Origin of the sequence: Comamonas sp. MYb21 (genome assembly GCF_037479395.1) — a bacterium.
Taxonomy (GTDB): Bacteria; Pseudomonadota; Gammaproteobacteria; order Burkholderiales; family Burkholderiaceae_C; genus Comamonas.
On record NZ_JBBGZC010000005.1, the window covers coordinates 246,253 to 271,176 of the forward strand.

General features: G+C 64.3%; 15 protein-coding genes. 8 read left to right on the forward strand and 7 right to left on the reverse strand.

Annotation, left to right across the window (positions count from 1 at the left end):
* Nucleotides 1-85 precede the first annotated feature (85 nt).
* Both WH367_RS09450 and WH367_RS09455 read right to left on the reverse strand, forming a co-directional pair.
* The gene (locus WH367_RS09450; protein ID WP_339535729.1) at nucleotides 86-1,381 is read right to left on the reverse strand and encodes an IPTL-CTERM sorting domain-containing protein; all 1,296 of its coding nucleotides are present in this window, start codon (nucleotides 1,379-1,381) and stop codon (nucleotides 86-88) included.
* A gap of 1,295 nt (nucleotides 1,382-2,676) precedes the next feature.
* Complete coding sequence (locus WH367_RS09455; protein WP_339535731.1) at nucleotides 2,677-4,659, reverse strand: IPTL-CTERM sorting domain-containing protein; 1,983 nt, start codon at nucleotides 4,657-4,659, stop codon at nucleotides 2,677-2,679.
* Nucleotides 4,660-5,425: 766 nt separating this feature from the next.
* Here WH367_RS09455 and WH367_RS09460 point away from each other — a divergent pair.
* From WH367_RS09460 to WH367_RS09480, 5 genes are all read left to right on the forward strand, one after another.
* On the forward strand, nucleotides 5,426-6,385 hold the full coding sequence (locus WH367_RS09460) for an MBL fold metallo-hydrolase (RefSeq protein ID WP_021028870.1): 960 nt from the start codon (nucleotides 5,426-5,428) through the stop codon (nucleotides 6,383-6,385).
* 5 nt (nucleotides 6,386-6,390) lie between these two features.
* The gene (locus WH367_RS09465) at nucleotides 6,391-8,100 is read left to right on the forward strand and encodes an FAD-dependent oxidoreductase (protein WP_339535733.1); all 1,710 of its coding nucleotides are present in this window, start codon (nucleotides 6,391-6,393) and stop codon (nucleotides 8,098-8,100) included.
* The gene (locus WH367_RS09470) at nucleotides 8,097-8,306 is read left to right on the forward strand and encodes a DUF2783 domain-containing protein (protein ID WP_339517065.1); all 210 of its coding nucleotides are present in this window, start codon (nucleotides 8,097-8,099) and stop codon (nucleotides 8,304-8,306) included. Before WH367_RS09465 ends, WH367_RS09470 begins: the two co-directional genes overlap by 4 nt.
* 123 nt (nucleotides 8,307-8,429) lie before the next feature.
* Entirely contained in the window at nucleotides 8,430-9,758 is a 1,329-nt protein-coding gene (locus tag WH367_RS09475; RefSeq protein WP_339535735.1) for an MFS transporter, read from the forward strand.
* Nucleotides 9,759-9,860: 102 nt separating this feature from the next.
* Complete coding sequence (locus WH367_RS09480) at nucleotides 9,861-10,619, forward strand: helix-turn-helix transcriptional regulator (RefSeq protein ID WP_339535737.1); 759 nt, start codon at nucleotides 9,861-9,863, stop codon at nucleotides 10,617-10,619.
* A gap of 186 nt (nucleotides 10,620-10,805) precedes the next feature.
* Here the strand turns inward: WH367_RS09480 and WH367_RS09485 are convergent, their stop codons facing one another.
* Nucleotides 10,806-16,109, reverse strand: a complete 5,304-nt coding sequence (locus tag WH367_RS09485; protein WP_339535739.1) for a DUF5979 domain-containing protein — start codon at nucleotides 16,107-16,109, stop codon at nucleotides 10,806-10,808.
* 1,068 nt (nucleotides 16,110-17,177) lie between these two features.
* Between WH367_RS09485 and WH367_RS09490 the strand changes: the two genes are divergently transcribed.
* Nucleotides 17,178-17,426, forward strand: a complete 249-nt coding sequence (locus tag WH367_RS09490) for a TIGR04438 family Trp-rich protein (RefSeq protein ID WP_021024739.1) — start codon at nucleotides 17,178-17,180, stop codon at nucleotides 17,424-17,426.
* A 180-nt stretch (nucleotides 17,427-17,606) separates the two neighbouring features.
* Nucleotides 17,607-19,043: a CitMHS family transporter gene (locus WH367_RS09495; protein ID WP_339535741.1), complete on the forward strand. Its 1,437-nt coding sequence runs from the start codon at nucleotides 17,607-17,609 to the stop codon at nucleotides 19,041-19,043.
* A 96-nt stretch (nucleotides 19,044-19,139) separates the two neighbouring features.
* Here WH367_RS09495 and WH367_RS09500 read toward each other — a convergent pair whose 3' ends face one another.
* Nucleotides 19,140-19,394 carry a hypothetical protein gene (locus WH367_RS09500; protein WP_312988232.1) on the reverse strand — a complete coding sequence of 85 codons (255 nt, stop codon included), beginning with the start codon at nucleotides 19,392-19,394 and terminating at the stop codon, nucleotides 19,140-19,142.
* Nucleotides 19,395-20,031: 637 nt separating this feature from the next.
* Here WH367_RS09500 and WH367_RS09505 point away from each other — a divergent pair.
* Nucleotides 20,032-20,946: a LysR family transcriptional regulator gene (locus tag WH367_RS09505; protein ID WP_339517060.1), complete on the forward strand. Its 915-nt coding sequence runs from the start codon at nucleotides 20,032-20,034 to the stop codon at nucleotides 20,944-20,946.
* A 91-nt stretch (nucleotides 20,947-21,037) separates the two neighbouring features.
* On the opposite strand, the gene dld is transcribed toward WH367_RS09505, so the two are convergent.
* The 3 genes from dld to lldR are packed head-to-tail and all read right to left on the reverse strand — an operon-like array spanning nucleotide 21,038 to nucleotide 24,791.
* A complete protein-coding gene (dld, locus tag WH367_RS09510; RefSeq protein ID WP_339535742.1) occupies nucleotides 21,038-22,792 on the reverse strand; it encodes a D-lactate dehydrogenase in 1,755 nt (584 codons plus the stop codon).
* A gap of 25 nt (nucleotides 22,793-22,817) precedes the next feature.
* Nucleotides 22,818-23,954 carry an FMN-dependent L-lactate dehydrogenase LldD gene (gene lldD / locus WH367_RS09515; protein ID WP_339517058.1) on the reverse strand — a complete coding sequence of 379 codons (1,137 nt, stop codon included), beginning with the start codon at nucleotides 23,952-23,954 and terminating at the stop codon, nucleotides 22,818-22,820.
* 60 nt (nucleotides 23,955-24,014) lie between these two features.
* Nucleotides 24,015-24,791, reverse strand: a complete 777-nt coding sequence (gene lldR, locus WH367_RS09520) for a transcriptional regulator LldR (protein ID WP_312988237.1) — start codon at nucleotides 24,789-24,791, stop codon at nucleotides 24,015-24,017.
* Nucleotides 24,792-24,924 lie beyond the last annotated feature (133 nt).

Below are 24,924 nucleotides of genomic sequence, written 5' to 3' on the forward strand. Positions count from 1 at the left end.
GGGGCAGCTGCCCCGGCGGTTTGGCGTAGCGGCGCTCAGGAGCCCGGTGGAGTGGCCCACCCAGCCCCTGCTGCCGCGCAGTGGCTTAGTGCATTCCGCCCTGGCGGCGGCGCAGCGTGGCAGCACCCAGCAGCATCAGCGACAGCACCACCAGCGCCCATTGCTGCAGCGTGGGCACGGCAGCGGGCACGGCCGGCACCGTCCGCACAAGGGTGTTGACAAAGGACGCCGTGTTGCCGCTGGGGCCGGTCACCAAGCCCACTTCTGCCGGCAGCGTCTCGCTCCAGACGTAGTCTGCAGGGGCCGCTGGCATGGTGGGCGTTTGTTCAACCGTGCAGCTGGCGCCCATGGGCACATTGGTGATGGCAATGGCGCCAGCGCTGCTGCCACTCAGGTTTACCGTGGCGCTAAAGCTGCCATCGGCGCCGCAGTTGGCGGTATAGCCAAAGCTGCCGCTGATGCCCGCTGCCGGGCCACCGGTCACGGCGGTGCTGATGGTGATGTCGGTATTGGCGCGGGCCAAGGTGTTGACCAGCAGCGCGTTGTTGGCCGCCGGCGGCGCTGCCATCGCGACCGAGACGCTGGGCGCCGGGTCTTCCACCCAGATATGGTTGGCGGGGGGCGTGGGGCGTGTGCCCTCGGTCACCACGCAGCTGCCGCTGGCGATCACCGGCGTGATGGTGACACTGCCGGTTTTGGGTGTATCCAGCGTGATCGAGGTGTCGATCGCGGGCAAGGCCAGCCCATCGCTGCCGGTGCAGACCACCGAGACGGGGAAGCTGCTGCCGGTCAAATCCACCGGCGTGATGTTGGCCGGCCAGACCACTTGCTTGGCGATGGAGAGTTGCGCGGGCTGGCAGGCCAGCGTGGCCGTCGCTGGCGTGTTGACCTGGCCAATCGGCGAGACAAAGTCCGTGCCCGGCGTGATGGTGTTGGTCAGCAGCGGGGTGTTCACGCAAGCCTGGCGGCCAGCATCGGTGTTGGGCCAGACCACCGGCACCGTGATGCTGCAGCCGCCGGGCGGAATGGTCACACCGCTGCTGCGGATGACATTGGCGCCAGCGACGGCACTGAGGCTGCCGCCCGTGCAGGTATTGCCGACGGTGCCGGCTCCCACCACCAAAGGCGCGGGCAGGTTGTCGGTCATATCGACGTTGATGATGGGGTCGCGCGTGCCATTGGACAGATCGATCGTCAGCACGGTGCTGTTGTCGCTACCGCCCAGGTAGATATCGCTTTTGTCAAAGCTTTTGCTGACCTTGGGCAGGCCGCAGGCGCCGGTCTCGGAGGTCGCGGCACCGAGAAAGGCGGGAGCGATTTTGCCTCGGTTGGCCGTCCATGACTGGTACTGGGCAAAATTAACGAATGGGGAAACGTCCACCACAGCAAACACGCAAGCGCCGAGTCCGTTGTTGGATTGAAACGTGGGGATCAACAACCCATAAACGTTGTTCGTAGGTGCTGCGCCTGGAGGAGGAAAACGGGAAGGAGGCGTTCCCTGCGCCAAATAAAGTGCGTTATCCGCTGGCACATTATTGATGTAAGAAACAACTCCTCCGGCAAATGGATCCAAGCCTGCGAAGGTCGCTGCAAATGGGGAATTCGTATTGAGGGGGAACTGCGAGTCAACGGAAGTCGTCCCCACTGAAAAAGCTGAGCCTGTTCCTGCATTCAAGGCAGCCGCCATATTTCTCGCGTTCCCCCCATTCTGCGCTTCGCAACACCCATCCACAAAGAACACGATGGAATTAGCCCAGCGATTAGCAACGGCGCTTTGTAGCATCGTCCAATTTGTTGCATCAATAGGGCTATAAGAACTTGCAACAATCACAATGTCATAAGGGGCGCCAGAAGGCGAAGTAAAAGTGGCCTGCGAAATGGCATTGGCATTGCCCAGCACCTGCAAGAGCGTGAGATCACTAGGATTGGCTAACTGCGACGAAAACTCACTTTGTACGTTGTTGAAAGCAGCAATCGCATCTGCTCGTTCTGCATTGGCACCCGTGACATTGGTCGTCAACAACAGCACCTTTTGTGCCCAGGCCTGCTGTGCACCCGCGCTTAGCAACAAAGCCGCCAGGCATAGCCTGAAAAAATGGGGGAAATTTTTCATTTCGTCCTCTCTTTACTTGTCCATCTAAAAAACAGATCTGCAACGCAAACCGATGGACCGCCTCGCGGGCGGCTGTTGCGGCCGGCCGTGGCAAGCGCCTGCTGTTTCGCGGCCCTGATGGCGCACAAGGGCCGCAAGGAGGCGACCTTGCGCTGCAGAGATATCGTGTGAAATGGCATCATACATACGCAAAAGCTATTGAAAAAATCTACCAATCGATAAAATGCAATCTATTGCAATTGTGTTGTTAATTGATTAAAAGCATTGACAGCAGCTTGTGGGGTTTGGAGGTGGTCGCGCGCACCATCCGGCCCAGCGCCTGCACAGGGGGAGCTACTGGCTCAGCGGGCACAGGCTGCACCGCTGCAGAGGGGCTTAGCCAAGCCTTGCCAAGCCTTGCCATGCCTGCAAAGCCACCTGCATTCGCACACCTGCTTGTCAAGCAGCCATCAAAAACCGAGGCAAAGGGGGATGCCTCGGTGTCTTCGCTCGCCTTGTGGGCGGCTAGCGGTAGCAAGGGCCTACGGCCTGCAGCCAAGCCAGCTGGCAGCGGCTTGGGGCAGTCAGCGTTGGCGGCGGCGCAGCGTGGCAGCGCCCAGCAGCATCAGCGACAGCACCACCAGCGCCCATAGCTGCAGCGTGGGTACGGCAGCAGGCACCAGCGGCGCCGTGCGCACGAGGGTGTTGACAAAGGAGGCCGTATTGCCGCCATCGCCCGTCAGCAGGCTCACCGGGGCGGGCAAGCTGGTACTCCAGGCGTAGCCGGCCGGAGCGGCGGGCAAGATCGGATCCTCGCTTACGGTGCAGCTGGCCCCCTGGGGCACACCGGTGATGGCCATGGCACCGGCATTGCTGCCGCTCAAGGTGACAGCCGTTGTGAAGCTGCCATCTGTGCCGCAGTGGGCGCTAAAGCTAAAGCTGCCGCTGATGCCCGCTGCCGGGCCACCGGTCACGGCGGTGCTGATGGTGATATCGGTGTTGGCGCGGGCCAAGGTGTTGACCAGCAGCGCATGGTTGGCCGCAGGCGGCGCTGCCATGGGGACGGACACGCTGGGCGCCGGGTCTTCCACCCAGATATGGTTGGCGGGGGGCGCGGGGCGTGTGCCCTCGGTCACCACGCAGCTGCCGCTGGCGATCACCGGCGTGACGGTGACACTGCCGGTCTTGGGCGTATCCAGCGTGATCGAGGTGTCGATCGCGGGCAAGGCCAGCCCATCGCTGCCGGTGCAGACCACCGAGACGGGGAAGCTGCTGCCGGTCAGATCCACCGGCGTGATGTTGGCCGGCCAGACCACTTGCTTGGCGATGGAGAGCTGCGCGGGCTGGCAGGTCAGCGTGGCCGTCGCTGGCGTGTTGACCTGGCCAATCGGCGAGACAAAGTCTGTGCCCGGCGTGATGGTGTTGGTCAGCAGCGGGGTGTCCGTGCAAGCCTGGCGGCCAGCATCGGTGTTGGGCCAGACCACCGGCACCGTGATGCTGCAGCCGCCGGGCGGAATGGTCACACCGCTGCTGCGGATGACATTGGCGCCAGCGACGGCACTGAGGCTGCCGCCCGTGCAGGTATTACCCACTGCACCGGCGCCGACGACCAAAGGCGCGGGCAGGTTGTCGGTCATATCAACGCTGAGGATGGGGTCGCGCGTGCCATTGGACAGATCGATCGTCAGCACGGTGCTGTTGTCGCTATCGCCCAGGTAGATATCGCTCTTGTCAAAGCTTTTGCTGACCTTGGGCAGGCCGCAGGCGCCGGTCTCGGAGGTGGCAGCATGAAGAAAGGCGGGCCCCACCTTGCCCCGGTTGGCCGTCCATGACTGGTAATGGAGAATATTCAGAAAAGGGGAAACATCCACCACGGCAAACGCGCAAGCGCCGAGGCCATTGTTGGATTGAAATGTGGGAATCAATAACCCGTACACATCGTTGACGGGCGTGGTGCCTGGCGCGGGAAAGCTGGAGGAAGGCGTTCCATGCGCCAAATAAAGCGCGTTGTCCGCGGGCACGTTATTGATATAGGAGATGACCCCTCCCGTAAACGGATTCAAGCCTGCAAAGTTCGCTGCAAAAGGAGAATTGGTATTGAGCGGGAACCTTAGATCATCAGCACTTCGTCCCAATGCAAAAGCCGAGCCGGTGCCTGCATTCAAGGTAGCCACCATGCGGCGCGCATTGCCGCCATTCTGTGCCTCGCAACAGCCATCGACAAAGAACACGATGGCATTGGCCCAGCGGTTGGCCAAGGCATCCTGCAATACGGTCCAATTTGAAGAATCGATAGCGCTATATCCACTGGCAACGATGACCAGGTCATAAGGGCCGGGGGCATCGCTAAAGGTGCGCTGCGAGATCGATCCAGCAGTGCTCAACACCGACAGGCGCGTCAGATCACTGGGATCGGCGAGTTGCGAAGCAAATTCACCTTGCAGGTTGTCGTAGGCCGTGCGGACGACAGCATCCTCGGCATTGGCACCCGTGACATTGGTCGTCAGCAGCAGCACCTTTTGTGCCCAAGCCTGCTGCGCACCTGCACACAGCAAAAAGGCGGCCATGCACAGCCTGAAAAAGTTTGAGAGCCTTTGCATCTTCATTTCCTCCTATTGGCGAGACAGTGAAAGAAACAAACGCAGCCGATAACTTTTGAATCCCCTCTCCATGTGCGTTTGAAACGTCTTTGCATGCCGCATCACCGGACGCTGCAACCAGCCAGCACCGGTCGCGGCTTTCTGCTGCAGCGATGCCGCCTGACCACAGCATCCACCTGCATGAAAAACACCGTTGCAGGGAGCCTCTTCAGCCCCATGGGATGGACATGAATCGCCCAAGCCCGCGTTCAGACCCAGGGCCCAAAGGCACGCCATGGCGATGGCAATAAAGATAAATGAAGTCCATTAATAAACAAAGTACGATTACATTTTTATATTATTCTCATTGCTTGCAGCGGTTGGTTGATGCTGCTGGCATCGCATTGCGAGGCCGGCGTTGGTTGCCGTCGTGCCGAGAACATGCCCGATGCCGCCGCAGCGGGGCCAGCCAGAGCACCCGGTGCCTGGAGCAGCGGCTTTTGCCCATGTCGGGCGGGTGGAACAAAGCTAGGGATATACCCGTGTGCTCGCAAAAAAACCTGAGGTAAATCAACACCGCCTTGCCCGATCCGTGCTGCTTGTCCATCAACCTATGGACAGACAGCGCTGCATAGCCACAGCAGACTGGTTGGCATGGGCGCAGACGCTGTGGCAAGGGCCGGGCTTGGCTTGGCAGGCAGCCGCGTTGGCGTGAATGAACACCATGGATGGACTACCGAGGAGCACCAAAGCGATGGCAAAACCTTTTGCATCATCGGCCGACATGACGGCCAAAACCGAGACACTGGAGATCCTGGGCGACGGGGTCTATGCGCTGACCGCGCAAGGCGACCCGAATGTGGGCGCGATCGAGGGCGAGGACTTTATTGTCGCGATCGAGGCGCGCGCCACACCAGCGGCAGCGCGTGACTGGCTGCGCACGCTGCGGGCCCACACGCAAAAACCGATCAAATACCTGGTGCTGACGCACTACCATGCCGTGCGGGTGCTGGGCGCATCGGCCTTTGAGGCCGAGCACATCATCAGCAGCGACGTGACCCGCCAGCTGATCGAGGAACGCGGCGAGCAGGACTGGGCCAGCGAATACGGCCGCATGCCGCGCCTGTTCAAGGAGTTCGAGGGCATTCCGGGGCTGACCCGGCCGACCCAGACCTTTGCCACCCGCCACGAGATCGAACTGGGAGGCGAGCGGGGCAAGCTGGAGCTGCAGTTCAACGGCCGGGGCCATACGGCGGGCGACATCGTGGTCTGGCACGACAAGAGCAAAACCCTGTTTGCGGGCGATCTGGTGGAGGCCGAAGCGGCCTTGTACACGGGCGATGCCCACCACTTTGAATGGGCCGGCGCAACGCTGGACCAGCTCAAGCAGTACCGCGCGCAGAACCTGGTCGGCGGCCGGGGCGCGGTGGCCCGGGGCGAAGCGGCATGCGACGCGGCCATCGAGCAGACGCGCGCGTTCCTCCAGGGCATGATCGACCAGGTGGGGCCGGTCTTCCGGCGCGGCGGCACGCTCAAGGAGGCTTTTGAAGCCACCCACCAGGCATTGGCGCCCCAGTTTGGCCGCTGGCCCATTTTTGAGCACTGCCTGCCGTTCAATGTGCAGCGCCTGTGGGACGAGTTCGACGGCATCAGCTGGCCGCGCATCTGGACGGCCGAGCGCGACCGGGACGTCTGGGCCCAGTTGCAAGGGTGAGCGCCATGGCAGCGAGCACGATGCATTCCGTGGCGCAGGCGCGCAGTGCCGCCGCGCCGCCCGCCCCCCCGCAGCAGCGGGGCATTCCGGTGTGGCGCCATATCGGGGCCACGCCGGCAGCCAGCCGCCAGCCGCCGCGCGCCAGCGTGGTCATTGCCGGGGCCGGGCCCGTGGGGCTGGCCATGGCGCTGGACCTGGCCCAGCGCGGCCATGCGGTCGTGGTCATCAGCCGGCTGGACTTTGTGCCGGGGGGCTCCAAGGCGATCTGCTTTTCCAAGCGCTCGCTCGATATCTTCGAGCGCCTGGGACTGGGCCAGCCACTGCTGGACAAGGGCGTGACCTGGAATGTGGGCAAGGTGTTTTGGGGCGCGCGCGCCGAGCCCATCTACCAGTTCGACATGCTGCCCATCAAGGACCAGCAGTACCCGGGCTTTATCAATATCCAGCAGTACTACGTCGAAGAGGCCTTGCTCGACGCGCTGCGCGCACTGCCCAATGTGCAGCTGCGCCTGGGCCAGCAGATCGAGTCTCTGCAGATCCTGGAAGACCATGTGCGGCTGGGCGTGCAGGCGGGCGCGCAGCATTACACGCAGGAGGCCGACTGGCTCATCGCCTGCGACGGCAGCAAGTCAACGCTGCGCGGTCTGATGGGGCTGGACTTCAACGGCCGGGTGTTTGAGGAGAACTTTCTCATCGCCGACATCCGCATGCCCGAGGAGCGCCCTGCCGAGCGCTGGTTCTGGTTTGACCCACCGTTCAACCCGGGCCAGTCGGCGCTGATGCACCGCCAGCCCGATGGACTGTGGCGGCTGGATTTTCAGCTCGGCTGGGGCATTGACCGCGAGGCCTGCGTCCAGCCCGAGAACGTGGAGCGCTATGTGCGCGCGATGCTGGGGCCCGGGGTGCCGTTCAGCAAAGAGTGGTACAGCGTCTACACCTTCCAGTGCCGGCGCATGGCGCGTTTTGTCCATGGCCGCGTGCTGTTTGCCGGCGACAGTGCCCACCTGGTATCGCCCTTTGGCGCGCGCGGCTGCAATGGCGGCCTGGCCGATGTCGACAACCTGGGCTGGAAGCTCGACCGGGTGCTGCGCGGGGCCTCAGGGCAGGCGCTGCTGGAGAGCTACAACGACGAGGCCATTGCGATGGCCGATGAGAACATTCTGCATTCGAGCCGCTCCACCGACTTCCTCACGCCCAAGAGCACCGCGAGCCGGGCCTTGCGCGATGCAGTACTGGAGCTGGCAGCGCGCGAAGCCTGGGCCCGGCCCTTTGTCAATTCAGGCAGGCTCTCCACCGCCATCCACTGCCCACACAGCCCGCTCAACACCGCCGATGACCAGCCCTGGGAGGGCGGCCTGTGCCCCGGCTCGCCAGCGGTGGACGCGCCGCTGGCCGGCCATTGGCTGCTGCCGCGCCTGGGCGGGCGCTTTGTGCTGCTGGCCCACCAGTGGCACGAGGCCGTACCCACAGGCGTGGCGCTGCTCGATATTGCCGCGCTGGGCGACACGGCCCTGCTGCAGGCGCGCTACGCGCTGGCGCCGGGCTGCGGCTACCTGATCCGCCCGGACCAGTATGTGGCCGCGCGCTTTCAGGCACCGGTCGCGGCCAGCGTCTTGCAAGCGGCGCTGGATACCGCTTGCGCCTGCGACAGCGCCAGCACTGGTGCCGCCCCGCTGCCCACCCGATTCACCTCTGCCACAGGAGCACGGCCATGACCCGCCTGATCCGCCACCCCAACCTGGAGCGCGTCGATGATATTTACCAGCAACTGTTGCAGATGCACGAGGGCCTGGACGAGGCCCAAAGCCTGCAGGCCAGCGCCAGGCTGATCTTGCTGCTGGCCAACCATATTGGCGATAGCAGCGTGGTGCTCAGCGCCATCGCACTGGCCAGCTCGGCTGCGGGCGAAGCGGCGGATTGACCGCGCCCCGGGGCCTTCGTTTGGCTCGGTGGCTCGGTGGCCCGGTGGCCTGTTCGCAAGCCACCACGCCAGCGCCAGCCAGCAAATAGGGCATAGACCCACTTTATAAAAGGAGACAAGCACATGGGGAATTCATCGATCAGCAGCCTGCCCGCGTCGCAGGCAGGCACCACCACCCCGGATGAACGCCGGGTGCTCACCGCCACCTTGGTCGGCACGGCCATCGAATGGTATGACTACTTCATCTACGCACAGATGGCCGGCCTGGTGCTGGGCACCTTGTTCTTTGGGCCTTTGGCCCAGCACAACCCGGCCATGGCGCAGATCATTTCCTTTGCCACCATCGGCATCTCGTTCTTGTTCCGGCCGCTGGGTGCGGTCGTCTGCGGCTCGCTGGGAGACCGGCTGGGCCGCAAGGCCGTGCTGGTGATGACCCTGGTGCTGATGGGGGGCGCGACGATGCTCATCGGCCTGCTGCCCACCTATGCCCAGATTGGGGTATGGGCGCCCATCTTGCTGGTTGTGCTGCGCGTGGTGCAGGGCTTTTCTGCCGGCGGTGAATGGGGCGGCGCGGCCCTGATGGCGGTGGAACACGCCCCGCGCCACCGGCGCAGCTTTTTCGGCTCCTTTCCGCAGATCGGGGTGCCCATTGGCCTGCTGCTGGCCACCCTGGTGCTCAGCATCCTGACCTCGTCCATGTCCAACGAGCAGTTCATGGCCTGGGGCTGGCGCATTCCGTTCCTGCTGTCGATTGTGCTGATCGGGGTCGGCACCTTGATTCGCCGCAGCGTGGGCGAGTCGCCGATCTTTGAGCAGATGCATGCCCGCAAGGCGGCGTCATCCACCCCGCTGCGCAGCCTGTTCCGCCACCACGGCGGCACCGTGCTGCGCACCGCGCTGATCTTTGTCGGCAACAACGCCGCCGGCTACTTGCTCATTGCGTTCTTTGTGGCCTATGGCCGCAACAAGCTGGGCCTGTCGGCCACGCCGCTGCTGATGGTGACCATGGCCGCCTCGCTGAGCTGGCTGGTGTTCACGCTGGTGGGCGGCATCCTGGGCGACCGCTGGGGGCGGGTGCGCACCTTCCAGATCGGCTATGTGCTGCTGGCCCTGTGGGCGGTGCCGATGTGGTGGCTGGTCGATTCGGGCAGCCTGGGCCTGTTCTTTGTAGCGCTGGCGCTGCTGAGCATTCCGCTGGGCCTCACCTATGGCCCGCAGGCCGCGCTCTATGCAGAGATGTTCCCGGCCCATGTGCGCTACTCGGGCGTGTCGGTGGGCTATGCACTGGGCACCATCCTAGGCGGGGCCTTTGCCGCATCCATTGCGCAGTGGCTTATCACCAGCTACGGCCAGTCCACCTACATTGGCATCTATATCATGGGGCTGGCCCTGCTGTCGCTGGTTGCCGTCAGCACCACGCGGGAGCGCATGGGCGTCGATCTCAAGCAGTAGCGGGTGCCAGCGGGGCAGTGCCCCGCGATGGCCCGCGTTGTGCCACGATGCCACCCACAACAACCAAGAAGGCTGCCCAGGCCGCAGCAAGGAGTCGCCACCATGCAAGCGTTGATGTTCGATCCCTCGATGGGGCAGTCGCTGCTCGATGCGGCGCTGTCGCCCGATTTTGCGCAAACGCTGCTGGGCGCCTCGCGCGGCCTTGACCAGGTGGAGGAAATCTTCGCCTACCAGGTCGATGCAGCGGGCGGTGTGCATGAGGTGCTGGCCGCAGGCGAGCGCCGGGGCATTGCCGAGCGGACAGGCGCCTACGCCCGGCGCTTCCATGCGATGGACCCGGTGCTGCAGGCCCAGTCCTTGCGGGGCAAGCGCAGCGGGGCGTTCTCTCAGCAGGTGCGGGCCTGCCACCTGCCCTCGGGCGAGTACCGCGAACTGTGTTTTGAGCAACCGGGCTTTGTCGACAAGCTCAGCTTCACCTGGGGTGATGCATCGCAGCGCCTGCTGATCCTGAGCTTTTACCGGGGCCTGCATGTGCAGTCCGCCAGCCCCAGCCCGCAGCTGGCCGCCCTGGGGCAGCTGGCGATGGTGGCCTTGCATGCCCGGGTCCGCGCATCGGCTGCCCTCACCCGGCCGCAAGCCGATGCCCAGGCGGTGCTGCAGGCGCGCCTGGAGCGCAGCTTTCCGTCCCTGACCACACGCGAGCGCCTGGTCATTGCGCGCTCCTTGCTGGGCGACAGCGCCCAGGACATTGGCGAGGCGCTGTCCATCAGCCCCGCGACCGTGCACACCTACCGGCTGCGGGCCTACCAACGTTTCCGGTTTCGCCGGGCCAGCGATTTTCTGCCCGGGCTGCTGAATTAGCGCCAGCGGTCGTCAAAGCCGCTGGGGCGCTCGCAGCGGCAGCGCGCTTGCGCAACAAGCGGGCCTTGGCGCACAAGGGCAGCCAACCAACAGGCGTAAAAAAACCGGGGCCATCAAGCCCCGGTTTTGCTGTTTGTAGTCACCCGGCCAGCAGTGCGGAGTGGCCCGCGCTGCTGGATGGCGGGTTTAGCGCTTGCGCAGTTGCAGGCTGGCGCCGGCGGCCAGCAGCAGCGCCAGCAGCAGCAGGGCTACGCGGCTGTCCACCGGCACGGGCGTTGGCGTGCCCGTTTGTGCCTTGACCAGGCTGTTGCTCACCGTCACCGGCACATTGCTGTTGGCGGCGATGGTCACCGGGCTGCCTTCCAGCGTTGGCGCATCCCAGCGGTAGCCAGCCGGTGCGTCAGGCAAGGTTTGCGCAATCGTGCACTCCGCGCCGGCTTGGGCACCGGTGATGGTGCCGGTCGCGCTGGCCGGTGGCGACACGATGGTCACGCTGTGGGTGGTTCCTGCCGTGGGCAGGTTGCAGGTGGCGGTCACGACAAAGCTGAAGGGACCGGTCACGCCATCGGGCAGGGTGGTGTTCAGGTTCACCAGGATCTCGCCGGTCTGCCCGGTGAGTGCATTGGTCACACCGACTGCCGCCGCGCCGGTGCTGGGCACCATCACGGGTGCGGGCACCGAGGGAGCCGCCCACTCGTAGTTGGCAGGCGCCGTTGGCAGCGGCTGGTCTTCCGTCACCGCGCAGTTGGCACCGGCTGGCACATTGGCGATCGTTACCTTGGTGTTGGTCGGGTAGTCGGCCAAGGTCGCGGTGTAGACCGAGCCAGCGCTAGGCAGGTCGCAGGTGGCGGTAAAGCCAAAGCTGAAGGGGCCCGTCACGCCGCTGGGCAGCGCCAGGGTCTTGGTCACCTCAATACCCGCTTGCTGGCGCACCAGGGTGCTGGCCATCGTCGCGGCAATGTCGCTGTTGGCAGGCACCGTGACGTTGACATTGGCAGCCGCAGGGCCCCAGCTGAAGTTGGCGGGTGCCGTGGGCAGCGGGCCTTCGGCCACCACACACTGCGCGCCAGCGGGCACATTGGCAATGGTGGCCGATGTGGCGGTCGGGTAGCTCAGGCTCGCAGGGAACACCGTGCCGGCGCTGGGCAGATCGCAGGTGGCCGTATACGTGAAGTTGAACGGACCGGTCACACCGTTGGGCAGCGTCAGCGTCTTGTTGATGGTGATCGTGCCGAACTGCTGGACCAGCGTATTCGTCACACCCACCGACGCTACACCCGCGCTGGGTACCGTCACGGCCGCAGGCACGCTCGGGGCGCCCCACTCGTAGCCGCTAGGCGCCGCCGGCAGCGGGGTGTTTTCCGCCACCGCGCAGCTCGCACCCGAGGGGATGCCAGGGATCGTCACCCGCGTGTTGGTCGGGTAGTTGGCCAAGGTCGCGGTGTAGGTCGAGCCGGCGCTGGGCAGGTTGCAGGTGGCGGTAAAGCCAAAGCTGAAGGGTCCCGTCACACCGCTGGGCAGCGCCAGGGTCTTGGTCACTTCAATACCGGCGGTCAAGCGCACCAGGCTGCTGGCCATCGTCACCGGGGCCGATGCATTCAAAGGCACGGTCACCGGCACATTGGCTGCCGCAGGGCCCCAGCTGTAGTTCGCAGGGGCTGCAGGCAAGGGGCCTTCGGCCACCACACACTGCGCACCTGCAGGCACATTGGCAATGGTCACTGCAGTCGCCGTTGGGTAGCCCGTCAACGTACCGGAGTACACCGAGCCAGCGCTGGGCAGGTCACAGGTCGCCGTGTAGCTGAAGTTGAACGGACCGGGCACATCGGCCGGCAATACCAGATCCTTGGTGATCGTGATGCTGCCCAGCAGCGCATTGAGCGTATTGGTCACGGTCACGGCCACATCGCCGTTGGCAGCAATCACCACGGGCGCAGGCGCCGAGGGGGCCGCCCATTCGTACGAGGCAGGGGCCGTGGGCAGGGGGGTGTCTTCGGTCACCGTGCAGTTGGCAGTCGCGGGCACCTCGTCAATCGTCACCGAGGTGTTGCCCGGGTAGCCGATCAAGGTCGCAGGGTAGCTAAAGCCAGCGCTGGGCAGGTCACAGGTTGCGGTAAACGCAAAGTCAAAAGGACCGGTCACACCAGCGGGCAGCACGAGCGCCTTGTTGATGGTCAGGCTGCCCTGCTGGCGCTCGGCAAACAGGTAGTCCACCGCCGCCCCACCCGTGGGCACCACGATGCCGCTGATGCTGCGGTCCACCGCCGTGCCGGACGCGGTGCCATTGACGGTACCAGGGGTGGCACCGACGGCCAGCCACTGCGCACCGGGGGCGATGCTCAAGGTCCAGGAGCCGCTGGCAAGACCAGGGAAGTTGGCCTGGCCATCGACCGTGGCGCCCGGCGCAAAGCTGTACACGCCCGAGGCGTCGGTCACCGCGCTATGCGTTTCACCTGCCGTGCAGGCAGGGCCGGCATCGCAGGTCAGCGTGGCCGTGATACCCGCCACGCCGGCTTCACCGGCGTCCAGCGTGTTGTTCATGTTCAGGTCGTTGAACACCAGACCCGTCAGGCTGGCAGCCGCCTGGCCACGCAGCTCGACCTGGCCGCTGGCCGCCAGCACCAGTCCGTTCGGGATCTGTTCGCGGCCATATACGTCGTTGTACAGCTCGGTGGTGGGCGCCAGCGGCGAGAGGCTGCGCATCGTCAGGTTGGCAATACCGCTGTAACCCGGCTGCAGTGCCGAGCTGGTGCTAAAGCGCAGCGCCGTCACGCCCGCGGGGAAGGCACCGCCGGCGTAGGCCGTCCAGGGCACGCCGGTGGCCGCATCTTCGTTATCGAGGATGTTGAGGAGCGCATTGCGCACGTCGGCAGCGGGCATCGTCGTGTACTCGATGGCTATCGTGCCCTGACCAGAGCCGCCCATGGCCGCCGTGGCGCTGACCATTTGCAGCGGGCCCAGGCCCGTGGTGCCACGGTCGTCGCCATCAAAGGGCAGCACATCGACCAGGCGCAGCTGGGCCTTGGCCGTGCTGGTGGCATTGCCAAACGAGATCGCATAGGTAAAGGGCTCGCCGGCGGTGATGCGGGTGACCGGGTTGGCGGGGTCGCTGGTGTCAACCGTGCCGCCACTGACCAGTGCCTTGCTCATCTGGAAGCCAGCGACGCCCGAGACCGTGGTGCTGACCCGCTCATTGCGGTCTTGCAGCAAGGCGGCCGGCACGATATTGGGCACACCGGTGTAATCGGCAAAGCTCAGGTCATTGTTGGCTGCGACCAGGCCCACCAGCGGGTAGGTGCCCACCGGAGAGATATAGGCCGCCTGGGCCTGGAAGGTGATGGCCGGGTGGGCCGTGGCATGGCCCTGGTACGGGGCCGGGCCCACCGCGCCACCGGGTGCGGCCAGGTCACCCAGGTTCAGCACCAGCTTGGCGGGCACGCCATCATCGGCCGTACCAGGCAGGCCGTCGCCGCCCAGATCGGCAGGCGTGAGCACATAGGTTGCTCCGGGCGGCAAAGACGGCGCAATCGAGCTTTCCAGCGGCTGGATGTAGGTGTTGGGGAAATCGATGGTGATCTGCACATTGCGTGAGACGCCATTGACCCCGGGCGTGGTCGCGCCAATGGTGGTGGGCGTGACGCTGATCGGGAAAATATCGCCGGGCGAGACGCTGCCGGGCAGCGCAATGCTGTGCCGCACCAGCGCAGAGGCCGCCTGCACATAGCCGCCACCGTTGGCACCAACGGTGCTGCTGTTGCCGTCAAAGGTGGAGTACACGCGTCCGCTGGCCGCCGTGAAGTACTGGGAGAACCAGGGCAGTGGTGCATCATCGGCCAGCGCCAGCGAGGTGGCGCTGCTGCTGCGCTGCAGCGGCAGCACCAGACCCAGCGTTTGGCCAGGCGTCAGATTGGGGATGTACGTGTAGCGCACGCTGGTGATGGTATTGGGCGGCAGCGATGCGTAGTTGCTGGTCCACAGCGGATTGCCATCACCGGCGACCCCGCAGTTGGCCGCGCGGCGCGCCGCATCATCGGCATAGGGCTGGGCCGAGTACTCCATCACCATATTGGCGGCTGCCACATCGGGCGACAGCAGGTTGGTCGGCTGGTAGAAGATCGCCAGATTGCTGAGCTTCAGGCTGGCGGCCGCACGCAGCTCCAGCAAGGCGGGGTTCCAGGCGACGCAGGATTGCGCATCGGTGGCAGGGTCTTCGGAGGTCGGCCGGTTGCCCACGCCCATCAGCGCATTAAAGGCCTGGCCGGGCACCACCTTCTCAAAGTTCTGGGTGTAGCCATGGCCATCGCCGTAGATCAGGTTGACGTTGTCATACACCGCGCCGCCGCTGATGGCCAGCTGCAGGGTTTGGGTACGGCTGACCGTTGCACTGACACAGGTTTGGGTATTGTTCGCGCCAGCGGGGCAGACATAGCCGGGCTGGTAGCCAGGCGCTGGCACCGCATTGGACTGACCGCCCAGGCCCAGTGGTGCAAAGTTGACCAGCTGCGCCGTGATGGGGCTGTTCTGGCCTGCCGGGAAGTTCGGGATCTCGGGCACACCAATCAGCACCGTCAGCAAAGCCGTGCTTCGCCATGCAGCATCGAGCCCACCCACCGCTGCGGCATCGAGGAAATGCGTGGTGGGGTTGGCGATCTGTACCGTGATATCGGTGCCGGGTCCGCCAGGCTGGCTACAGGTAGCGCCAGCGGGGCAGGTACGGACTACCGCGCCCGTTTGCACCTTGATGGTGACGGACACCGGGTTTTGCAGCGCCTCATAGCCCTTGAAGTTGCCACTGGCGGGCAGCAAGGCGCCCAGGCTGATGGCCACCGGCATGCGCCGCTCCCACACATTGGAGCCTGGCGTGGTTTCCGCACGCAATATATTTGCAGCCTCCACACGCACGCGGGTGTCGGTTTTGGGGGTGGCAGATACGGTAACCGGCGCCGACGTGGCCGACGTGGCGCCGGAGGCGGCCGTCAATGCCACCGAGGCGCCATTGGCCACATTGCCCACCCAGCTGAGCACCTGGAACGACTCCACGCCCGCACTGCCAGGCTGGCGGTTGCAGGTCAGCACGGTTCTGGCTGCGTTCAAGCTGCCGCCGCCGGGGCCATTGCAGACGCTGGCAGCAGTGGCGGTGGCATCCCAGCGCATGCCCGCGGGCAAGGTCGCGGTGATCACGCCGTTGCTGGTGTCCGAGGCGTTGTAGCCGATGGTGTAGAGGACGGTGTCCTGGCTGCGCACGATGCCATTGGCAGGCCCGTTGTCATTGCCAGGGTTGTTGTTGGCGTCAAAGGGGCCGCTGCCATCGGCACTGACCACCGCGCTGGTGATGGTAATGGCGGCATGCGCCGGTCCGGCCAAGGCGCACAGCCCCGCCAGCGCCAACAGCGCCCTGCCGATAACCGCGCCGCGCAGGGCGCCTCCCGTGGGCCGGAGCGCCGGCCCTTGCGCCTCCCAGCGCGCACGATGCAAATAATTTTTTATCACATCAACTCCATTCATTGGAAATATCAATATGTACAGATTTTAATCACCGCTGCACCCAAGCTAGCACCTCTTACAAGTGCTGGCATAAAAACCACTAATTTCTCCATAGTTTGAAAAAATTGACATTCATCCGATACAAACCCCACAAACCAGGGTTTACGTGGGTGCGTTCGCATCGGCTTTTCGCTGCGCAGTTTTTTCCTGCTATGGCCCCGCAAACCCAGTACAGATAAGGGCTTCTGCCGCTGACATTCAGCGTCGCGTAACCGCGATAACCCAGGACATTGCGTTAACAATTAGTCGCCAAATCGGTACCACGGTAGTTTTGATTTATTTCGTAACTATTGGTTTTTTATGCATGCAACCCACAGCATTTACCGTTTATCAGTACGCGCACAAAAACTACCATTTCTAGAAAAATTTGCTGTATTAGCAATGCTCTAGGCACCTGCAGACTTTCATAAGTTCTGATCAGCAAGGCGTCAGATATGACTGGCTAGTTATTCAATTAATGTCTTTATCTATATGCTTTTGATTTGTTAACTTCTGACAACCAAGCGCTGTACCTGAGTGAGGCCACGGGGCTCTAAAACCCGGGAAATGCACCGCAAAAATCGCATTGGACGCTTGCCAGCTCACTGAACCGGAATGCGCCCCATGCGCTACGCAAAAACCCGCGCCCGCCCCGCCAAACCCTGTAGCTCCCAGGGTTTGGCCGCCTGCAGCCAAGGTATCGACGGCCTTTTTTCGCCCCCACGCCCAGCAGCAGCGCCAGTACAGAATGCGCAATCAACATAGCTGTTAATGATTTGATTCATTGATTTATTAGCATAAAGCTATAATTTAAACGCATGTGTCACCGCATGCCGCCCGGTCTCTACAGATGGCGGCCCAGACACGCGTTCTTCAGGTCTGCAGGCACAGGGTGGGGTACCGCCCAGCCATCGCCGGCCTGATTCCCCGTTTCATCCCGGGTGGTGAGGTCACCGCCCGCTTTGCGCTGCCGCTGCCTGCGGGTCGTACCGATCCGCCCCTCGCAGGCAGCGCAACCCGCCCCTTCTTTCTGCCATGTACCTCTTGATCATTGCTGTCAGCCTGTTGATGCTGAAAATCTATGAAATTCCACCAATAGATAGCTGGCCATGGCCCCATGTGCTGCTGCCCTCGTTGCTGGCCCTGCTGTGGAAGCTGTGGGCCGACTGGTCGGGCTACACACGCCGGCGCAGCCGGGCGCGGCGCGCCCGCAAGCAATCGGCCCGCTATGTGAAAGACAAGGACCTTTTCAAATTCAACGCGACCCGGTCCCGCGACAGATAAGAGCGGCCCACACCGCCCCGGCAAACCCACCCCGTGTTTGCCCTGGAGACGAGAGGCGAGCCGCTGGCGGTGCCACAAGCACCGCCGGGCCTGGCTACCGGGCATGTGTGGGCCACTCAGCGCCGGCTGCATACCGCGCAAGGTATGCGCCATTCCCCCCACGCACTAGAAGAAGTATTTATGCTCACCTTGATTGGCTTAGCCATTGTTGTTGTCATCGTCGCCTTGCTGCTGAGCGAGAAGGTCTCGCCCGTGATCAGCATGGTGCTGGTGCCCCTTGCTGGCGCCCTGATCGCTGGCTTCAGTACCAGCGAGATCACCGGTTTCTACCGCCATGGCATCAGCTCCGTGGTGCAGGTGGTGACCATGTTCATCTTTGCCATTTTGTTTTTTGGCGTGATGAACGATGTGGGCCTGTTTGACCCGCTGATTCGCGCCATGGTGCGCATCACGCGCGGCAATGTGATTGCCGTGGCCGTGGGCACGGTGCTGATCTCAGCCATCGCTCAGCTCGACGGCGCAGGCGCCTCCACCTTCTTGCTGGTGGTGCCGCCTTTGCTGCCGCTGTACCAGCGGCTGAAGATGAGCCCCTACCTGCTGTTTTTGCTGCTGGCCGCCAGCGCCGGCGTGGTCAATATGCTGCCCTGGGGCGGGCCGGTGGGCCGCGTAGCGACCGTGCTGGAGATGGATGCCGTGGCGCTGTGGCGCGAGCTGGTGGTGGTGCAGGGCCTGGGCCTGGCCTTGCTGCTGGTGCTGGCGGTGTTTCTGGGCCTGCGCGAGCAGCGCCGCATCCGCCAGCAGGCGCTCAAGGCCGAGCTGGCGCAAGCCATGCCTGCTGCGGCGTCCGGCTCTGTGCCTGCACCGGTGGCCACATCGGCGCCCGCATCCGCTCACCCCAGCCATGTCGACGAGCTGGCCGCTGCACTGCAGCCCCACGCCGCTACCGAACTGGCCATCCAGGCCGCTGCAGCCAAGGCCGCCGATGAAGCGCGCACGCAGCTGCTGCGCCCCCGGCTGCGCTGGGTCAATGCGCTGGTGTTTTTGCTCACCCTGGCGGTGCTGGTGATGGGCGTGTTCCCGCCCGGCTATACCTTCATGATTGCGCTGTGCGTGGCCCTGGTCATCAACTACCCCCAGCCCAAGGTGCAGATCCAGCGCATCAATGCGCATGCGGGCGGCGCCATCATGATGGCCAGCATCATCTTGGCGGCCGGTACGTTCCTGGGCATCCTCAAGGAGTCGGGCATGCTCAACAGCATTGCGCGGGCCTTGGTCGATGTGCTGCCGGCCGTGCTGCTGCCCTATATGCACCTGGTCATTGGCGCGATCGGCATTCCGCTGGAGCTGGTGCTGAGCACCGATGCCTATTACTTTGCGCTGTTCCCGGTCGTCGAGCAGATCACGTCGCAGGCGGGGGTGCCATCCACCTCGGCAGCCTACGCGATGATCATCGGCAGCATCGTGGGCACCTTTGTCTCGCCGTTCTCGCCAGCGCTGTGGATGGGCCTGGGCCTGGCCAAGCTGTCGATGGGCCAGCATATCCGCTACTCGTTCCTCTGGATCTGGGGCTTGTCGCTGTCGCTGCTGGTGCTGACCTGGATGCTGGGCATCATCTGACCGGCACGGCGCCAGCCCTGCCCCAGGGCAGCGGCCGGCCGCGCAACACGGCGCTGGGCGGGCCTGGGCCAGCCACAGCGCCCGCTGCGCACCGTGCTAGCGGCGCAGCAGACGGACCGCTGCAGCGCGCGCAGGCGCGCTCTCCTCGGCCGGTGCCGGCCGCGCTTGCAGCGACTGCCGGAAATCGCGCGCATAGCCAAAGCTGGGCGCCGGGTGGCGCGCGGCAAACCAGAAGGTGGTGGCCGCCGCAATCTGCGGCCTGCAGTACCAATAGGCATGGCCATCGCCGTCCATGGCCCACCAGCGCGCATCCTCTGGCGCCTGGCTCCAATCGATGCTTGAGAAATTCATAGTTGAGCTTGTAAAAAATAAAGGACATCCCCGCGCCGGCCGCCCGGCCCGTCGATGGGCCCGGTCTGCAGCACCAAGGAGCGGAGTTTCGGAAATGCACCAGGGGCCGCCCTTGCTGCAGCAACGCCGGCCCGGTCAAGACATGGCATTCGGCAAAGGGGCAGGCTGCTGCGGGCATGCACAGCGCATGGGCAGCATGGGGGCAGCAGGCTGCGGCAGACAGTGCGCTGGCCCAGGGCCAGGGAGGCGCTGAACGCCACCGGTCAAAACCGCCCTGTGGGCGGCACGCCAGCCTCGGGCCGATCTGTGCGAAAAAACCAACTTAAATAATATACTATATCTATCGTTAATAAATAGCGATAAATTCAACAAATGTTAGGTGCGCCCACGATCTACCCCATGTGTGGCACAGTCGCTACCCATCGCGGCGCCAGCGCTTCGCCATTCATCGGTAAAAACACCGATGAAACAGAGGCGTTTTCGTAAAAATCTCCGGAACTTTTACGCTCCGGCCTGGTGCTATCCAGCTGCCATCGGCACCTGTTCCCAGCCATTTTTTTACGCATCTGTAAAAAATTTAATTACATAGCAATTTACAATTGGAGTAATTATTTTGATTTGAAAAAATGAATTCATCATGACCCACGTTTACCAGCCGCAGAGATCGGCATCCATCCCCACATTGCGGCAGCTCAGCTGCTTCAAGCAGGCCGCTGAGCACCCCACCTTCACGCAGGCCGCCCAGTCGCTGGCGATGAGCCAGCCGGCCTTTTCCTCCGCCATCCGCGAACTTGAACTCACGCTGGGCGTCACCTTGTTTGACCGCAGCATGCGGCGCGTGCGGCTGACGCCGGCGGGCGAATCGGTACGCGCCCAGGTCAGCTGGATGATTGCCACCTTTGACCAGGGCATGGAGGAGATGCTGCAGCGGCTGCAACACCAAAGCCATGCCATCCGCATCCACTGCATCCCCTCGGCATCGCAGTGGATTGCGCCGTATATGGCCCAGTTCCAGCAGCGCCACCCGGAGGTGCATTTCGTGCTCGACGACATGCACAGCGACACGCTGATCGAGTCGATCACGCAAGGGGATGCGGACATCGCGGTGGGCCTGCAGTTCGACACGCCCTCGCACATCGATTCGCGCCTGATCGCCACGGACGAGATCATGGTCGTGCTCTCCCCGCGCCACCCGCTGGCCCAGCAGGCCAAGCTGCACTGGCACCATCTCAAGGACCAGCCCCTGGCGGTGCTGCGGCGGGGCAATACCTATGACATGATCACCACCGTGCTGCGCGAGCAGGGCGTGCATGTCAATGTGCCGCACAACCTGTCGTCGATCGAATCCCTGTACGCGCTGGTGCACAGCGATCTGAAAGTCGGGCTGATATCCAGCCTGAGCAAGCAGGCGCACTCTGACCCGCAGCTGTGCTACCTGCCGATCACCCGGCCGCAACTGGCCAGAAAAATTTGCCTGATGAAGCACGGCAAGCAGGCCGGAACGCCGTTGCTGGTGCAGGCCTTCTGGGACATGCTGTGCGATACGCTGTGAGCCAGCCCCGGACACCGCTTACGGACTGCCAACCGGCAACTGCATGCCCTTCCCCGGCGCCAGTGCGCCAGCGCCGCAGCCCAGACCGGCGCTAGTCTGAATAGCCTTTGGGCCAGGCACCAGGCCGCTCACAGCAGGCCTCCCAGTTCTTGCCCCGCGCCGTGTGGCCAATGCCGGGGTTCAGGCTGTTGCTCGGGTCCAGCTGGCGGTAAAAATCAGCCAGTGCAGGCTTGGCCACATAGAGGTGGCCCACATTGTGTTCGGCCGGGTACTCGGCCCGGCGCGCATCGAGCAGCGTCCACATGCGGTGCTCCATCGCCAGCGGATCGACACCCTTTTTCACGATGTAGTCCTGGTGGAAGACATGGCAGAAGAAGTGGCCGTAGTAGAGCTTGTGCACCATGTCGGCCTCGACCTCGGCGGGCAACTTCTCGACCCAGTCGCGGTCATTGCGGCGCAGGGCAACATCGAGCGCGACGATGTCTTCAACCTGGGCGCGGTGCACTTCGCGGAAGCGGATGGCGGCGCCGGCAATCGCAAAGCGGTGCAGGAAGGCCTTGCGTCCTTCGTCGGCATCACACTCAAACCAGCCGCCACTGGCGCTGCCAGCAAAATGCGTGCTCAGAAACGCGCGGGTGGCGTCGGCCGTGTCGTTGGCCACGCGCAGCAGCAGGTGGTGCTCATAGCGCTCGCGCCACTGGCGCATGCGCGGCGGCAAATGGCTGGGCAAGAGGTTGGTGACCGCCTGGATGATGCGGTCGCTGACGCCGCGCAGGCCCAGGCGCTCAAAGAAGCCATCGACCCGGCTTTTGAGCGCAAAGGCCGCAGGCACGCGGGCGGTGCCAAAGCGGTCAATCAGCAAGAAGGTGTCCTTGCCGTATTGCTCGCCAATGTCGTAGGCGGTGCGGTGGATGTACTCACCGGCAATCGGCAGCTCCGGCAAGGCGGTGAGCAGATGGCGGCGCACGGTGGTCAGGTCGTCGGCCGCATTGCTGCCGATATAGAACACGGTGCTGGGCACTTTCGGAAAGGTATCGAGCCGCACCGCAAACAGGCAGAGCTTGCCGGCCGAGCCCGAGGCCTCAAACAAGCGCGAGGGATCGGCATTGAAGCGCGCGGGCGAATCCTGGTCCACATCGCGCACGGCGGCGGCGTAGCGCGGGTCGGAGGCGGCGCGCTGCGCATCGTGCGTGATGTCGGCCTCGCGGTAGTCGCCGTTGTGCAGGCGGGTCAATATCTCTTGCGGCGTGGCGCCCAGTTCTATTCCCAAGTGGTTGACCAGCGCCAGCGAGCCATCGGCCCGCACCTGGGCATAGAGCGCCAGCTCGGTATAGGCCGGGCCACGCCGCACCAGCGAGCCGCCGGAGTTGTTGCAGATGCCCCCCAGCACCGAGGCACCGATGCAGGACGAGCCAATGATCGAATGCGGCTCGCGGCCCAGCGGCGCCAGCACCTGCTCCAACTTGTCCAAGGTCGCCCCCGGCAGGCAGACGACCTGGGCGCCATCGCCAATCACCTGCACTCCGGTGATGCGCAAGGTGTTGATCAGCACGATCTCGCGGTCATAGCCGCTGCCGTCGGGCGTCGACCCGCCGGTAAGCCCGGTGTTGGCCGCCTGCATGATGACGATGCGGTCGGCTGCCACAGCCGCCTCCAGCACCTGCCACTGCTCCCACAGGCTGGCCGGGCGCACCACGGCCAGCACCGGGCCTTCGCCGGTGCGGTGGCCTTTGCGAAAGCGGCGCGTGGCCTGGTCGCCCGTCAGCACATGGGCGGGGCCGACGGCGGCGCGCAGCTGGGCCAGCAGCGCATCGCGCGAGACGGGGGTGGTGGTGGCAGCGGTCATGGCAGGCCTTGGTAGGGTGCGTCGTTTACTGGCGCACCAGCAGATCGCCGTTGATATCGGCCACCTTGGCCACGCTGGTCAAGGTCATCGCCACGCGCATTTCCTTTTCCATCAGCTCCAGCAGGTGCTTGACGCCCGCCTGGCCCGAGGTGGCCAGCGCATAGATAAAGGCGCGGCCGAGCAAGGTAGCGTCCGCCCCCAAGGCGATGGCGCGCACGATGTCGAGGCCATTGCGGATGCCCGAATCGGCCAGGATCTTGATCTGGCCCTTGACCGCATCGGCAATCGCCGGCAGCGCGCGGGCCGATGACAGCACGCCGTCCAGCTGGCGGCCGCCATGGTTGCTGACCACAATGCCATCGGCGCCAAAGCGCACGGCATCCTTGGCGTCTTCCGGATCGAGGATGCCCTTGATGACCATCGGGCCCTTCCAGAAGTCGCGGATCCATTCCAGGTCCTTCCAGGAGATCGATGGATCAAAATTGCTGCCCAGCCAGCCGATGTAGTCGGCCAGGCCCGTGGGGCTGCCCCGGTAGGCGGAGATATTGCCCAGGTCGTGCGGTCGGCCGTTCAAGCCCACATCCCAGGACCAGGCCGGGTGGGTGAGGGACTGCCAGTAGCGGCGCATCGCCGCATTGGGGCCACTCATGCCCGAATGCGCATCGCGGTAGCGGGCGCCGGGCACGGGCATATCGACCGTGAACACCAGGGTGGAGCAGCCGGCGGCCTGCGCGCGCTCCAGCGCGTTCTTCATAAAGCCCCGGTCCTTGAGCACATAGAGCTGGAACCACATCGGCCGGCCCAGGCCCGGCGCCACCTCTTCAATCGGGCAGACCGAAACGGTGGACAGGGTGAACGGAATGCCATGGGCAGCGGCGGCGCGTGAGGCCTGCACCTCGCCCCGGCGGGCAAACATGCCCAGCAGGCCGACGGGCGCGAGGATGGCGGGGATAGAGAGCTTTTCGCCAAACAGCTCGATGCTGGTGTCGAGCTGGCTCATGTCCTTGAGCACGCGCTGGCGCAGGGCCACATCGGCGTAGTCGGCCACATTGCGCTTGAGCGTTTGCTCGGCGTAGGCGCCGCCATCGATGTAGTGGAACAGAAAGGGCGGCAGGCGCTTTTGCGCGGCGGCGCGGTAGTCGGAGGCGGAAGAGATGATCATGGTGGCGCTCTCAGGGCTGGGTGTTTGTCTCGGTATGTTGGTTGTCAGGATCCGCGCAGATCAGGGCACACCCGGCAGGCTGGGCATCAGCTCGGCCGGCAGGCGCATCGATCGCTCGCGGCGCGCGCGCTCTTCGTCCATTTGCAAGATGGTGTGGCGCACATGCTCCAGGTGCTCGCCAATGCAGGCGCGGGCGCGCTGCGGGTCGCCCTCCAAAATCGCCTGCATCAGGCTTTGGTGCTGCACGGTGAGCTGCTGCAGCGTGACCGGGGCGCTCAAGCGGAACATGTCGTGGCGGTTGCGCTCCACGGTAGAGAGCACCACGGTGAACAGGCTTTGCATGACCTGCACCAGCACCAGGTTGTGCGAGGCCTCGGCAATCGCCAGGTGGAACTGCGCATCAGCACGCGCGGCCAGCTCGGCGTGGCCGCTTTGCTGGTGCTCGATCATCACATCAAAGCAGCGCTGGATGCGTTCCTTGTCCTGCGCGGTGGCGCGCTGCGCGGCCAGCCAGGCGGTGCTGCTCTCCAGCGCATGTCGGGTCTCCAGCACGTCATAGCGGTAGTTGGGGTCCGATTCGATCAGTCCGGCCAGCGGCCCCATGGCCTCTTGCAGCCAATCGGCCGATGGCACCGTCTGCACATAGGTGCCATCACCGCGCCGGGCCGACAGCACCCCCTGGCTGATGAGCTTTTGCAGCGCCTCGCGCACTGACGTGCGCGACACCCCCAGCTCCAGCGCCAGTTGCCGCTCGGCCGGCAGGCGCTGGCCCGGCTGCAAGCCACGGGCCTGCACCAGGGCAAGCAGTTTTTCGACAACATGGTCAGCGAGGCGCATGGGGAGAGCTTTCAGGTGTTGGTTGCCTAGAGTCGCTAAAGCAGCCCAGCAAACCGTAGGTTTGCGATTGAGACTGGGCGCCCCCGACGAGGCGCCAAGCCGCAGGCAGTACTTTAGTACGACAAGGCTTGGC

What these genes read in the sequence shown, in the direction of transcription:
- dld (WP_339535742.1), bottom strand. Translation starts at nt 22,792, where the DNA reads ATGACCGCTGCCACCACCACCCCCGTCTCGCGCGATGCGCTGCTGGCC.
- WH367_RS09495 (WP_339535741.1), top strand. Translation starts at nt 17,607, where the DNA reads ATGCTCACCTTGATTGGCTTAGCCATTGTTGTTGTCATCGTCGCCTTG.
- lldR (WP_312988237.1), bottom strand. Translation starts at nt 24,791, where the DNA reads ATGCGCCTCGCTGACCATGTTGTCGAAAAACTGCTTGCCCTGGTGCAG.
- WH367_RS09470 (WP_339517065.1), top strand. Translation starts at nt 8,097, where the DNA reads ATGACCCGCCTGATCCGCCACCCCAACCTGGAGCGCGTCGATGATATT.
- WH367_RS09475 (WP_339535735.1), top strand. Translation starts at nt 8,430, where the DNA reads ATGGGGAATTCATCGATCAGCAGCCTGCCCGCGTCGCAGGCAGGCACC.
- WH367_RS09465 (WP_339535733.1), top strand. Translation starts at nt 6,391, where the DNA reads ATGGCAGCGAGCACGATGCATTCCGTGGCGCAGGCGCGCAGTGCCGCC.
- WH367_RS09480 (WP_339535737.1), top strand. Translation starts at nt 9,861, where the DNA reads ATGCAAGCGTTGATGTTCGATCCCTCGATGGGGCAGTCGCTGCTCGAT.
- WH367_RS09500 (WP_312988232.1), bottom strand. Translation starts at nt 19,394, where the DNA reads ATGAATTTCTCAAGCATCGATTGGAGCCAGGCGCCAGAGGATGCGCGC.
- WH367_RS09505 (WP_339517060.1), top strand. Translation starts at nt 20,032, where the DNA reads ATGACCCACGTTTACCAGCCGCAGAGATCGGCATCCATCCCCACATTG.
- WH367_RS09455 (WP_339535731.1), bottom strand. Translation starts at nt 4,659, where the DNA reads ATGGCCGCCTTTTTGCTGTGTGCAGGTGCGCAGCAGGCTTGGGCACAA.
- WH367_RS09490 (WP_021024739.1), top strand. Translation starts at nt 17,178, where the DNA reads ATGTACCTCTTGATCATTGCTGTCAGCCTGTTGATGCTGAAAATCTAT.
- lldD (WP_339517058.1), bottom strand. Translation starts at nt 23,954, where the DNA reads ATGATCATCTCTTCCGCCTCCGACTACCGCGCCGCCGCGCAAAAGCGC.
- WH367_RS09460 (WP_021028870.1), top strand. Translation starts at nt 5,426, where the DNA reads ATGGCAAAACCTTTTGCATCATCGGCCGACATGACGGCCAAAACCGAG.